Raw genomic sequence first — 12,507 nt, 5'->3', positions numbered from 1 at the left:
CCATCTGTGCACTTCCTGTGACGACGCCCGCCCGGACCCCTGTGACAGGTCTGTGACAGTCGGCGGACACGGCGATGAAGTCGCCCCGGCAGTCTTTTGGTCACGGGCCGGACGGGGAGCCGAGAGCCGGCCCGGCGAGACCGAACCACCGGAAGTCCACCACGGGGAGCGCGAGATGAACACGCTGCACAGCATCAGCACCAGCGCCGTAGTCACGCGTCTGCACGACATGCACCGGGGTTCCGAGAAGTCCGGTGCCGTGAGCGGGCGGGGGTGCGCTCGCGGCGCCGGGCGTCAGCACACCACGTACATGACGGTGGTCGACGCACACACGGGGGACACGCACGGGGGATCCGCGTACGGGGAGGACTCGGGGGAGCAGCGCCGTTCCCTGACGGAGGCGGAGTTCACCGCCTACGTCCAGGAGCGCCGCGCCTCCCTGTACGCCACCGCCTACCACCTGACCGGCGACCGCTTCGAGGCCGAGGACCTGCTGCAGAGCGCGCTGTTCTCGACGTACAAGGCGTGGGACCGGATCAGTGACAAGGCCGCCGTCGGCGGATACCTCCGCCGCACCATGACCAACCTGCACATCAGCGCCTGGCGGCGCCGCAAGCTCAACGAGTACCCGACCGAGGAACTGCCGGAGACGCCCACCGACACGGACGCGATGCGCGGCACCGAGCTGCGCGCGGTCCTGTGGCAGGCGCTGGCCCGGCTGCCCGAACTCCAGCGCACCATGCTGGTCCTGCGCTACTACGAGGGCCGTACGGACCCGGAGATCGCGGAGATCCTCGACATCAGCGTCGGCACGGTGAAGTCCAGCATCTGGCGCTCGCTGCGCCGGCTGCGCGAGGACGAGGTCCTCAGCTTCGGCCGTGACGAGGAGGACGCCTTCGGCGAGCTGGTCGCCTGAGGGCCAGGGGTCACCGGTGGGTGACCCACGGGGGGACACGGGGGAAAACGGAGGGGGACACGGGGGAAACGGGGGAAACGGGGGAGCGCGAGAAGCGGGACTGGAGGGTCGGGGGGCCTGTCCAGTCCCGTTTTTCGTTTCCTTCCCCGTACGGTGATCAGGCCGCCGTCTGCTGACGCGACTGCCGTCCCGCCGCTGCCGCCGCGAGCCGCCCCAGCGCCTCGTCGCGGTCGCACGGATGCGCGCCCAGCGACACCTGGCGGGTCACGATCGACCGCTCGGCGCGCATCAACCGCCAGCCGCGGCGCAGCAGGAACGGCACCGACTTCCGGCCCTCCTTCAGATCCCGCAGGAACCGTCGGCGGAAGGTGACGACCGGGCCGCGGGTCAGACACATCGCGTCCGCGAGCACGCCCAGCTCCCGGCAGCGTTCGACGATCTCCGCCGCGAAGATGCCCTCCGCGACGAACAGCGGGGTGCGCCCGATGTGCAGCGTCTCCTCGCCGGTGCGGGCGCTCAGCGCGATGTCGTACACCGGCACCGGCGTCGAACCGGTGGCGCACAGCCGGGTGATGGCCGCGACGGCGACATCCGCGTCCCACGACTCGGGATGGTCCCAGTCGATGTCCGAACTCCCCTCCACCAAGGGCAGAGTCGGGTCGTCACCCTCCTTGTAGAAGTCGTCCAGACGCAGGACGGGGAGCCCGGAGCGGGCGGCGACGAGTGACTTGCCCGAGCCCGAGGGGCCGCACAGCAGCACGACGCGGGCGGGGGACGGGGGATGAATGCTCACGGAACACCAGTTTGACGTATGGCGGCGCCCCTGCCGACCCCGCGGGTCGGCTTTTGAGCGTGACTCCCGCCTCAACTACCCTCGGTGTCGACAGTTTCACCCTGAGTATCAGAAGGTGACCCCGTATGACACGACACACGTCCCCCCGCAACCACACCGCGCGGCGCGCCCTGATCGTCCTCGCGACCGCCTCGGCAGCGCTGGGTGCGGGCGTGGCGACGGCGTCCGCGGACGCCGCTCGCGTCCCGGACGTGCCTCCGCGGCCCGCCTCGCTCGGGACGGCGGCCCCGCAGGCCGGCGCCCAGGTGCCGGGGCTCACCGACTACGCCGCCATCCCGGTCCAGGCCCTCCAGTACACGCCCGTCGCCCACACCCGTGTCGTGCCGGGGGACGAGGGCGACCTCGGCGGCCTGACCGGACCGGTCGCCCGGATGGGACCGGTCGGCGCGGTCCCGTTGGCGGAAGGGCTCGGGGGAGTGTTCGGCGGCGGAGGCGGAGGCCAGGGCTGACCGCAGGCGGACGAGAGAGCCGCGCCGCCCCTGGACGGAGGGGCGGCGCGGCTCTCGGCCGTCGTGGCCGTCAGGCCGTCAGTACGACGAGCCGGACGCGCCCAGCGCCCCCGTCGGATGCCACACCGTCTTGGTCTCCAGGAACGCCGTCATCCGGTCGATGCCCGGCGTCTCGACGTGGTCCACAGCCTGTGGACGAAGGACCCGCTTCAGGTTGTCGGCCGCCGCGATCTCCAGCTCCTTCGCCAACTCCTCGTCCGCACCGGCGAGATCGATCGCGTTGACGTCCTGGTGCGCGGCCAGCGGCGCCGCGAGCTCCGCCGTACGGCCGGAGAGGATGTTCACCACACCGCCCGGGACGTCCGACGTGGCCAGCACCTCGGCCAGGGACAGGGCCGGAAGCGGGGACTTCTCGCTCGCGATCACGACCGCCGTGTTGCCGGTGGCGATCACGGGCGCGAGCACCGAGACCAGGCCCAGGAACGACGACTCCTGCGGGGCCAGGACGGCCACCACACCCGTCGGCTCCGGCGAGGAGAGGTTGAAGAACGGCCCCGCGACCGGGTTCGCGCCGCCGATCACCTGGGCGATCTTGTCGGTCCAGCCGGCATACCAGACCCAGCGGTCGATGGCCGCGTCGACGACGGCCGCCGCCTTCGACTTGGACAGGCCCTCCGCGTCGGCCACCTCGCGCACGAACTGCTCGCGACGGCCCTCCAGCATCTCCGCGACGCGGTAGAGGACCTGGCCGCGGTTGTACGCCGTCGCACCGGACCAGCCGCCGAACGCCTTGCGCGCGGCCACGACCGCGTCCCGGGCGTCCTTACGGCTCGACTGCGGTGCGTTGGCCAGCCAGTTGCCCTTTGCGTCGGTCACCTCGTACACCCGGCCGCTCTCGGAACGCGGGAACTTCCCGCCGACGTACAGCTTGTAGGTCTTGAAGACACTCAAACGGTCAGACATCGAGGTACGCCTCCAGGCCGTGGCGGCCGCCCTCGCGGCCGAAGCCCGACTCCTTGTAACCGCCGAACGGCGAGGTCGGGTCGAACTTGTTGAACGTGTTGGACCAGATCACGCCCGCGCGGAGCTTGTTCGCGACCGCCAGGATGCGGGAGCCCTTCTCGGTCCAGATGCCCGCCGACAGGCCGTACTGGGTGTTGTTCGCCTTGGCGACCGCCTCGTCCGGCGTGCGGAAGGTGAGGACCGACAGCACCGGGCCGAAGATCTCGTCGCGGGCGATGGTGTGCGCCTGGGTGACGTTCGTGAAGAGCGTCGGGGCGAACCAGTAGCCGGAGGCGGGCAGTTCGCAGGCCGGGGACCAGCGTTCGGCGCCCTCCGCCTCGCCCCGCTCGGCCAGCGCGGTGATCCGGGCCAGCTGCTCGGCGGAGTTGATCGCTCCGATGTCGGTGTTCTTGTCCAGCGGGTCGCCGAGGCGGAGGGTGGAGAGCCTGCGCTTGAGGGAGTCCAGCAGCTCGTCCTGGATCGACTCCTGCACCAGCAGACGGCTGCCCGCGCAGCAGACCTGGCCCTGGTTGAAGAAGATGCCGGTGACGATGCCCTCGACGGCCTGGTCGATCGGCGCGTCGTCGAAGACGATGTTGGCGCCCTTGCCGCCCAGTTCGAGGGTGAGCTTCTTGCGCGTGCCGGCGACGGTCCGCGCGATCTCCTTGCCCACGGCCGTCGAGCCGGTGAAGGCGACCTTGTTCACGTCCGGGTGCGCGACGAGCGCGGCGCCCGCGTCGCCGTAGCCCGGCAGGATGTTGACGACACCCTTGGGCAGGCCGGCCTGGCGGCAGATGTCCGCGAAGAACAGGGCCGACAGGGGCGTGGTCTCGGCGGGCTTGAGTACCACCGTGTTGCCGGTCGCCAGCGCCGGGGCGATCTTCCAGGCCAGCATCAGCAGCGGGAAGTTCCACGGGATGACCTGGCCGGCCACGCCGAGGGGCCGCGGGTTCGCGCCGAAGCCGGCGTGGTCGAGCTTGTCGGCCCAGCCCGCGTAGTAGAAGAAGTGGGCCGCCACCAGGGGCAGGTCGGCGTCCCGCGTCTCCCGGATCGGCTTGCCGTTGTCCAGCGTCTCCAGGACGGCCAGCTCACGGCTGCGCTCCTGGATGATCCGGGCGATGCGGAACAGGTGCTTCGCGCGCTCGGAGCCGGGCAGCGCCGACCACTTCTCGAAGGCCTTGCGGGCGGCCTTGACGGCCCGGTCGACGTCCTCGGCGCCGGCCTGGGCGACCTCCGAGAGCACCTCTTCCGTGCTGGGGCTGACCGTCTTGAAGACCTTGCCGTCGGCCGCGTCCGTGAACTCGCCGTCGATGAACAGGCCGTAGGAGGGGGCGATGTCGACGACCGAGCGGGACTCGGGCGCCGGTGCGTACTCGAAAACCATGATCGATCAGTCCACCGTCACGTAGTCGGGGCCGGAGTAGCGGCCGGTGGCCAGCTTCTGACGCTGCATCAGCAGGTCGTTCAGCAGCGAGGAGGCGCCGAAGCGGAACCAGTGGTTGTCCAGCCAGTCCTCGCCCGCGGTCTCGTTGACCAGGACCAGGAACTTGACGGCGTCCTTGGAGGTGCGGATGCCGCCGGCCGGCTTCACGCCGACCTGGACGCCGGTCTGGGCGCGGAAGTCCCGTACGGCCTCCAGCATGAGGAGGGTGTTGGCGGGGGTCGCGTTGACCGCCACCTTGCCGGTCGAGGTCTTGATGAAGTCGGCGCCCGCGAGCATGCCGAGCCAGGAGGCGCGGCGGATGTTGTCGTACGTCGACAGCTCGCCGGTCTCGAAGATGACCTTCAGGCGGGCGGAGTCGCCGCAGGCCTCCTTCACGGCGACGATCTCGTCGTACACCTTCAGGTACTTGCCGGCGAGGAACGCGCCCCGGTCGATGACCATGTCGATCTCGTCGGCGCCGGCGGCGACGGCGTCGCGGACGTCGGCCAGCTTCACGTCGAGGGCGGCACGGCCGGCCGGGAACGCGGTGGCGACCGAGGCGACCTTGACGCCGGAGCCGGCGACGGCCTCCTTGGCGACGGCCACCATGTCGGGGTAGACGCAGACGGCCGCGGTGGTGGGGGCCGTCCGGTCCGTCGGGTCCGGATGGACCGCCTTGGCACCGAGCGCCCGGACCTTGCCCGGGGTGTCCGCGCCTTCCAGCGTCGTCAGGTCGACCATCGAGATGGCGAGGTCGATGGCGTACGCCTTCGCGGTGGTCTTGATGGAACGGGTGCCGAGGGACGCGGCGCGCGCCTCCAGGCCGACCGCGTCGACGCCGGGCAGCCCGTGCAGGAAGCGGCGCAGCGTGCTGTCGGACGCGGTGACGTCAGCGAGAGCGTGTGCTGTGGGTGCAGTGGTGGGCATGGTCACCAGACGAGCATATCTACGCGCGTAGCGGCTGTACAGCCCCCGTGCTCCCCTCCCGCCCGGAGATCACAGCTGAGCGCCGGTTCCGGGGCGCGTGGCGGCAGTGCCGCCGGTGTCATGCAGACTGGGCCCATGACCACCCCGGACCACCAGTCTCCCGCGTCACAGCCCCCGGTCCCCACCGCCAAGGACCGGATCTACCGCTCGCCCATGGCACTCCTGGGCGGCGTGCTGCTGCTGCTCGTCGTCGGGTGGCTCGGCTTCGACGCGCTGTTCAAGGGCCATGGCCGCACGCCGTGGCTGGCGCTCGCCGCGATGATCCTCATCGTGCCGCTGGTGACCGCCTTCACACTCCGTCCGGCGGTCTTCGCGGGCGACGACCGGCTGCGGGTGCGCAACCCGTTCCGGGTGATCAGCCTGCCCTGGGGGCAGGTCGCCGCGCTGCGCTCCGGCTACTCCAACGAGGTCGTCGCGAAGTCCGGCGGCAAGTACCAGCTGTGGTCGGTTCCCGTCTCGCTGCGGGCCCGCAAGAAGGCGGAGATGCGCAAGTCGCGGGCGGCGGCGGAGGCGGCGCGGGGCGGGGAGCAGACACGGCGCGGCCTCGGCTTCGGCGGCATGGGTGGCTTCGGAGCCGGTGGCGGTGCCGGCACCGCGTCGGGGCCGACCCGTGCGGAGACCGACCAGGTCATGGACGATCTGCGGGACCTGCTGGAGCGGCGCGGCGAGGCGGAGTCGGCGCAGGGGGAGGTCACCGTGCGCTGGGCGTACGAGGTGATCGTGCCCGCGCTGGCGGGTGCGGTGTTGCTGCTGATCCTGCTGGTCACCGGGTGAGGTTCCGCGGGGCCTCCTGGCGTGGACGACCGGGACCCCGGTCGCAGGGACAGGCCGGCGTCAGCCGGGGGTCACCGAGCTGAAGCGCCGGCTGTGGAACCTGCGTGAGCCTCCGCCGCCGTTCGTCCTGGACGGATGGAATCGGCGGCGGAAGTCCACGGGGATGTCCAGCGCGAAGAAGTTCTTCCCGTTCCCGGTCCGCGCGCGCAGGCGGATCCGGTGCTCGGCCACCGGCACCGCCTCGGGCAGCCGCAGGATCCACGCCTGCTTCCACGGCCCGGCGGGCGGCGTGGTGTCACCCGGCAGCCGCGCGCCCATGCGCGCCAGCAGATCGGGCAGCCGGTACCAGCGGTCCAGCATCTTCACCGGACCGAACTTCATGATCACATTGCAGCTGACCCGGGTCAGGTCGACGGCCTCCTTGAGGTGGCCGTCCATCTCGCAGCGGACCTGGTGCCCGAGCCACGGCAGCGCGGGGGTCAGCGTGATGGTGAGGAGGTCCAGGACGTAGGTGTCGTCGCTGATGTCCTCGACCGTGTCCACACTCATCTCACTCACCCCGCAGTGTCGCGAACGGATGCTCCTGGGTCGGGCCCCCGATCCCGCCCAGGTGAGGGACCGGGGGCCCTCGGCATGCGTGTCACGCTGCTTCCTCACCCGTTCGGCGGTGGGGAAACGACGAGACGGAAGCCCACGGCCGCCGCGCCGGGACAGGCGCCGACGGAAGCCGCTCGGGCGGACAGCACCGGGCGGTTCGGCCCGTGAACGCAGGGACGGCCGCCCCGGACACCAGGCGTACGACGCCGGGTGCCCGGCCCGGGCGGGATGCGCCCGGGGCGCGGGCCGTCGGACAATGGCTGCGGGAACTGGGGCTCCGGCCCGATTCCGGCAGGCCGGAGCACCACGGGTGCACTCGACGCGGGACTAGTTCCAGTCCCAGTCCCCGTCGCCGTGCCCGCCCCAGTCCCCGTCCCCGTCCCAGTGCCGGACCACGCGGAAGCTGGCCACCACACCGTCCTTGATGTGGATGCCTTCGACGTGCCCGACGCGCACGCCTTCCGCGGAGCTGTGGGACCCGACGGTGGCGATGGGAGCGCCGTTGTCGCAGACCACCCCGCGGAAGACCTCGACGGTCTTGCGGCTGTCGTTGCGGATGTTCAGTGTCCGGGCGCCCAGGCCGCTGATCACGGTGATGCAGTCACCGGGGTGGGCGGAGTACGAGCGCTCGTTGATCTCGATCCGGCCCCAGTCCTCGTGGCCGCCACCCCTGCGCCCGCCACCCTCGTTGCCCTTGCCCGGCCCGGCGTTGCCGCCGAAGGGAGCCTCGACGGGAGCGGCCGGAGCGGACTGGGGTGCAGGGGCCGACTGGGGCGCCGGGGCGGAGGCCGCCGAGGCGTAGGTGATTCCGGTCGCGGCCAAGGCAGAGGCGGCCGCGACACCAGCGGTGACGACGGTGGAACGGGGGAGCTTCATGTCGCTTCTCCTGTCTCCGGTTTCAGAGATACCGGCCCGTCAGCCGGCTTGGCAGTAAAAGTACCCACACCAGTCATATCGGTCATATAGGAAGACCGGTACGGAGGGCCGATAGGGGTATTTTTGACGCCATGCACCGCTCCCCGGAGGCGTCGATGGCCCATCAAGTGGCCGAACATAAAAGAAGATTGACCGACTATTAACCCTTTTGACGGATCTTCTGACGCGCACTCACTTCCGTCGTGTCGCAGTGTGTCGCCGCGCGCCGCAGCGTGTCGCCGCGGCCGTCAGGGGCGAGGCGTGCTAGAGAGTGCGCCGCCCCGGTGCCGTCGGCCGCGGCGGGCGCGACCGCGGTGCCAGGGAGGAACGGCGGTTCCGCTGCGGCGAGTTGAGGGGACGACGACATGGGGTGCCCCCCGGGCCGGGGGCACCCCATCGGTGTCGTACGGGTCAGATGCCGGCGGCAGCCGACAGGTCGCGCTTGATCGCGGTGAGGAGCTCCGTCGCGCGGGCGCGGGCGGCCGGGAGGGCCGTGTGGTCCGCGACCGGTACGACGACCTCCAGGTAGCACTTCAGCTTCGGCTCGGTGCCGCTCGGGCGGACGATCACGCGGGCGCCGTCGAGGGTGTAGCGCAGGCCGTCCGTGGGCGGGAGCCTGTCGGTGCCCCGGGTCAGGTCCTCGGCGCCGGTGATGGCCAGGCCCGCCAGTTCGGTCGGCGGCTGCTCGCGCAGGCGGCGCATCGCGTCCGCGATGAGCGAGAGGTCCTGCACACGGACCGACAGCTGGTCGGTGGCGTGCAGCCCGTGCTCCACGGCGAGGTCGTCGAGGAGGTCGAGGAGGGTACGGCCCTCCTCCTTGAGGACGGAGGCCAGCTCCGTGATCAGCAGTGCGGCCGTGATGCCGTCCTTGTCGCGCACGCCCTCGGGGTCCACGCAGTAGCCGAGGGCCTCCTCGTAGCCGTAGCGCAGGCCGTCCACGCGGGCGATCCACTTGAAGCCGGTCAGCGTCTCCTCGAAGGGCAGGTTCGCCTTCTCGGCGATCCGGCCGAGGAGGGAGGAGGAGACGATCGACTCGGCGAACACGCCGGTCGCGCCCCGGCGGACCAGGTGGGCGCCGAGCAGGGCGCCGACCTCGTCGCCGCGCAGCATGCGCCAGTCCGCGCCGTCCCTGACGGCCACGGCGCAGCGGTCGGCGTCGGGGTCGTTGGCGATGATCAGGTCCGGGCCGGTCGTACGGGCCCGGGCGAACGCCAGGTCCATCGCGCCCGGCTCCTCCGGGTTCGGGAACGCGACCGTCGGGAAGTCCGGGTCGGGGTCGGCCTGCTCGGCGACCAGCACCGGCTCCGGGAAGCCGGCCCGGGCGAAGGCGGCCAGCAGGACGTCCTTGCCGACGCCGTGCATCGCGGTGTAGACCGTGCGGGCCGTGCGGGGGGAGCCGGCGGCCAGGACGGCGTCCGTACGGGCCAGGTAGGCGTCGAGGACCGAGTCGTCCAGGGTCTCCCAGCCGGCGTCGGGGCGGGGGACGTCGTGCAGGCTCGCGATCGCGTCGATCTCGGCGGCGATCTCCGCGTCGGCGGGCGGGACGATCTGGGAGCCGTCGCCGAGGTAGACCTTGTAGCCGTTGTCCCGGGGCGGGTTGTGGCTGGCGGTGACCTCCACGCCCGCGACCGCGCCGAGATGCCGTATGGCGTACGCCAGGACCGGGGTGGGCAGCGGGCGGGGGAGTACGGCCGCGCGCAGGCCGGCGCCGGTCATCACGGCGGCGGTGTCGCGGGCGAAGTCGGCAGACTTGTGGCGGGCGTCGTAGCCGATGACCACGAGTCCACCGGCGTGGCCGTTCTTCTTCAGGTACGCGGCGAGGCCGGCGGCCGCCCTGATGACGACGCTGCGGTTCATGCGCATCGGGCCGGCGCCGAGTTCGCCGCGCAGGCCGGCGGTGCCGAACTGGAGGGTGCCGCTGAAGCGGGCGGACAGCTCCGCTGTGTCACCGGCGTCGATCAGCTTGGCGAGTTCGTCACGGGTCTCCGCGTCGGGGTCCTCGGCGAGCCAAGCCTTGGCCCTGCTGATGAGATCGTCGTGCACCTTGGGGTCAACCTCTCCGTGTTTGCCTGGTCCACTGGGGGCTCCGCCCCCAGACCCCCGTTCGCCCACCCACCCACCCGACTCGGTCGGCTGGAGGGTGGGCGACAGGGACTTGCCCCACCATCCGACACCATCGCGCCCCACCCGGCGCCGCTTTGGCATCCGCGCCACCTCCGACACCGCACCGCCTCCGACACCGCACCGCCTCCGACACCGCGCCGCCTCCGACACCGCGCCGCCTTGGTGCCCGCGCCGCCTCGGCACCGCGCCGACTTGGCACCGCGCCGACTTGGCACCGCGCCGACTCGGCGTCCGTGCCGACTCGGCGTCCGTGCCGACTCGGCATCCGTGCCGACTCGGCATCCGTGCCGCGTCGGCATCCGTGCCGCGTCGGCGTCTGCGCCGCTCCCGGCACCCGCATCGAGCCGGCATCCGTGTCGACCCGGCACCGCGTCGCCCCGGCACCGCGTCGCCCCGGCACCGTGCGGCTTCGGCGTTTGCGCCGCCCCGGCACCCGCATCGACACGGCATCCTCGTGGACACGACACCATGCCGCCCCGGCACCATGCCGCCCCGGCACCCGCATCGAGCCGGCATCCGCGTCGACACGACACCATCCCGCCCCGGCACCGTGCCGCCTCGGCATCCGCGTCGCTTCGGCGTCTGCTCCGCCCCGGCGTCTGCTCCGCCCCGGCACCCCCGCCACCTCGGCATCCGGGGGCGCCTCGGCATCCGCGTTGCCCCGGAGGTCGCGCCGCCCTCGGCGTCGCCGCCCCGGCACCCGCGCCGCCCCCGCATCCGCGCCGCCCCCGCCGGGCCGGTCTGGTGTCCTGTTCCTTACAGCTTGCCCAGCACCTGTGCCAGCAGCTGGCCCATCCGTGCCGCCGAGTCGCGGCCCGCCTGGAGGACCTCCTCGTGGTTGAGGGGTTCGCCGGTCATGCCGGCCGCCAGGTTGGTGACCAGGGAGATGCCCAGCACCTCGGCGCCCGCCTCGCGGGCGGCGATGGCCTCCAGGACCGTGGACATGCCGACCAGGTCCGCGCCGATGACGCGGGCCATGCGGATCTCGGCCGGGGTCTCGTAGTGCGGGCCGGGGAACTGGGCGTAGACGCCCTCCTCCAGGGAGGGGTCGATGTCCTTGCACAGGGCGCGCAGGCGGGGCGAGTAGAGGTCCGTCAGGTCGACGAAGTTCGCGCCGACGATGGGGGACGTCGCCGTCAGGTTGATGTGGTCGCTGATCAGGACCGGCTGGCCGGGGCGCATGCCCGCGCGCAGGCCGCCGCAGCCGTTGGTCAGGACCACGGTCTTGCAGCCGGCGGCCACGGCCGTGCGCACGCCGTGGGCGACGGCGGCGACGCCGCGGCCCTCGTAGTAGTGCGTGCGGCCCAGGAAGACCAGGGCCCGCTTGTCACCGAAGGAGTACGAGCGGACCTTGCCGCCGTGCCCCTCGACGGCCGGCGGCGGGAAGCCGGGCAGCTCGGTGACCTGGAACTCGGCATCGGGTGCGCCAAGGGCGTCGACGGCCGGAGCCCAGCCGGAGCCCATCACGAGGGCGACGTCGTGGGTCTCGGCGCCGGTGAGTTCGCGCAGGCGCGCGGCGGCGGCGTCGGCGGCGGCGTACGGGTCGCCCTGGATGTCGTCCGGAAGAAGAGATGCGTTCACGGGGTCGAGGGTAGCCGCTCTTCGCCTACGCGCGTAGATGACAGACGTCACGGGAATGCGATCGTTGTCTTGTCGTTTCCGACGAGAACCACGCCGCGGGCGGTCCGTCACTCGTCGGTGATGAGGACGTCCTTGTCGTTGAAGACCTCGACGATGAAGATCAGCAGACGGCCGCGGCTCACCGTGTACTCCACCAGGATGTTCTGGGTGAGGCGGATCGTACGGTCGTCGCCGGTGGAGCCTATGGGCCGGGACACCGGGAGGAAGGGGTCGCGGGCGAGCATGGCGATGCCCTTGTCGAACGCGTTCCGCTGCCGGTCGTCGAGGCGGTCGCGGGCCGCCGCGGCCTGCACCGTGTAATAGACGTCGTAGGTGGTCGTGGGGGCCATGCGCTCTCCCGTTGGTGCGTCGGTGCACTCGATTTTATGGTCGGCGCCCGCTCAGCAGGGCCGTTTCCGCAGCTCCATCACGTAATCGTGGGGCGCTCCCGCGGATTCCGCCGCGTCGGCGATCTCCCCGAGGTAACGCGCCGACGGAAGTCCGCCCTCGTACGCGTTGAGGGCGTACGTCCACGCGGCCTCCTCGCCGTCGAGGGTGTGCACGCGCACCCGTACCCGGCGGTAGAGGTCCAGCCCCATGCCCTCCCACCGGTCGAGGGACTCCTCGTCCAGGGGTGCGATGTCGTACAGGCCGACGAAGACCTGCGCGAGCGGGTCCTCGACGATCGTCGCGAGCGCGCCCTCCCAGCCCAGGTGCTCGCCGCCGAACGTCAGCCGCCAGCCGTTCAGCCAGCCCGTGGCGCGCAGCGGGGAGTGCGGGGCGCGGTGGGACATCAGACGCGCGTCGAGGTTGCCGGCGTAAGCGGCATAGAGCGACATGGGGAGAG

At 71.8% G+C, this 12,507-nt stretch carries 13 protein-coding genes; 3 read left to right on the top strand and 10 right to left on the bottom strand.

The window, feature by feature from the left end; translation table 11 throughout:
• Window positions 1-175: 175 nt before the first annotated feature.
• Window positions 176-916, top strand: coding sequence for a SigE family RNA polymerase sigma factor (locus SRB17_RS15690; protein WP_153539010.1), 741 nt, complete (start codon window positions 176-178; stop codon window positions 914-916).
• A 157-nt stretch (window positions 917-1,073) separates the two neighbouring features.
• Here SRB17_RS15690 and SRB17_RS15685 read toward each other — a convergent pair whose 3' ends face one another.
• On the bottom strand, window positions 1,074-1,676 hold the full coding sequence (locus SRB17_RS15685; RefSeq protein WP_323375814.1) for a uridine kinase: 603 nt from the start codon (window positions 1,674-1,676) through the stop codon (window positions 1,074-1,076).
• A gap of 158 nt (window positions 1,677-1,834) precedes the next feature.
• Here SRB17_RS15685 and SRB17_RS15680 point away from each other — a divergent pair, with 158 nt between their 5' ends.
• Window positions 1,835-2,218, top strand: a complete 384-nt coding sequence (locus tag SRB17_RS15680; RefSeq protein WP_153539008.1) for a hypothetical protein — start codon at window positions 1,835-1,837, stop codon at window positions 2,216-2,218.
• Window positions 2,219-2,296: 78 nt separating this feature from the next.
• Here the strand turns inward: SRB17_RS15680 and SRB17_RS15675 are convergent, their stop codons facing one another.
• From SRB17_RS15675 to deoC, 3 genes are read right to left on the bottom strand one after another with little or no spacing between them, the layout of a single operon-like run.
• Entirely contained in the window at window positions 2,297-3,181 is an 885-nt protein-coding gene (locus tag SRB17_RS15675) for an aldehyde dehydrogenase family protein (protein WP_153539006.1), read from the bottom strand.
• Window positions 3,174-4,604 (bottom strand): aldehyde dehydrogenase family protein, encoded by a 1,431-nt coding sequence (locus SRB17_RS15670; RefSeq protein WP_153539004.1) that lies wholly within the window; start codon window positions 4,602-4,604, stop codon window positions 3,174-3,176. The genes SRB17_RS15675 and SRB17_RS15670 overlap by 8 nt, the downstream gene beginning before the upstream one ends.
• 6 nt (window positions 4,605-4,610) lie before the next feature.
• Window positions 4,611-5,570, bottom strand: coding sequence for a deoxyribose-phosphate aldolase (deoC, locus tag SRB17_RS15665; RefSeq protein ID WP_153539764.1), 960 nt, complete (start codon window positions 5,568-5,570; stop codon window positions 4,611-4,613).
• A gap of 135 nt (window positions 5,571-5,705) precedes the next feature.
• Here deoC and SRB17_RS15660 point away from each other — a divergent pair, with 135 nt between their 5' ends.
• Complete coding sequence (locus tag SRB17_RS15660) at window positions 5,706-6,404, top strand: PH domain-containing protein (protein ID WP_153539002.1); 699 nt, start codon at window positions 5,706-5,708, stop codon at window positions 6,402-6,404.
• A gap of 60 nt (window positions 6,405-6,464) precedes the next feature.
• On the opposite strand, the gene SRB17_RS15655 is transcribed toward SRB17_RS15660, so the two are convergent.
• The 6 genes from SRB17_RS15655 to SRB17_RS15630 all read right to left on the bottom strand — a co-directional run bounded on the left by SRB17_RS15655 (window position 6,465) and on the right by SRB17_RS15630 (window position 12,499).
• Window positions 6,465-6,953: a hypothetical protein gene (locus SRB17_RS15655; RefSeq protein WP_153539000.1), complete on the bottom strand. Its 489-nt coding sequence runs from the start codon at window positions 6,951-6,953 to the stop codon at window positions 6,465-6,467.
• Between the two features lie 375 nt (window positions 6,954-7,328).
• Window positions 7,329-7,877, bottom strand: coding sequence for a hypothetical protein (locus SRB17_RS15650; protein ID WP_153538998.1), 549 nt, complete (start codon window positions 7,875-7,877; stop codon window positions 7,329-7,331).
• A gap of 450 nt (window positions 7,878-8,327) precedes the next feature.
• Window positions 8,328-9,959, bottom strand: coding sequence for a phospho-sugar mutase (locus SRB17_RS15645; protein ID WP_323375609.1), 1,632 nt, complete (start codon window positions 9,957-9,959; stop codon window positions 8,328-8,330).
• 837 nt (window positions 9,960-10,796) lie between these two features.
• On the bottom strand, window positions 10,797-11,621 hold the full coding sequence (locus SRB17_RS15640) for a purine-nucleoside phosphorylase (RefSeq protein ID WP_323375608.1): 825 nt from the start codon (window positions 11,619-11,621) through the stop codon (window positions 10,797-10,799).
• 107 nt (window positions 11,622-11,728) lie between these two features.
• The gene (locus SRB17_RS15635; RefSeq protein WP_153538996.1) at window positions 11,729-12,010 is read right to left on the bottom strand and encodes a type II toxin-antitoxin system RelE family toxin; all 282 of its coding nucleotides are present in this window, start codon (window positions 12,008-12,010) and stop codon (window positions 11,729-11,731) included.
• 51 nt (window positions 12,011-12,061) lie between these two features.
• Window positions 12,062-12,499, bottom strand: a complete 438-nt coding sequence (locus SRB17_RS15630) for a gamma-glutamylcyclotransferase (protein ID WP_153538994.1) — start codon at window positions 12,497-12,499, stop codon at window positions 12,062-12,064.
• Window positions 12,500-12,507 lie beyond the last annotated feature (8 nt).

Origin of the sequence: Streptomyces sp. RB17 (assembly GCF_009604455.1) — a bacterium.
Classification (GTDB): Bacteria; Actinomycetota; Actinomycetes; order Streptomycetales; family Streptomycetaceae; genus Streptomyces.
Note: the sequence above shows the minus strand (reverse complement) of the source record. Positions and strands in the feature narration are given on the sequence as shown.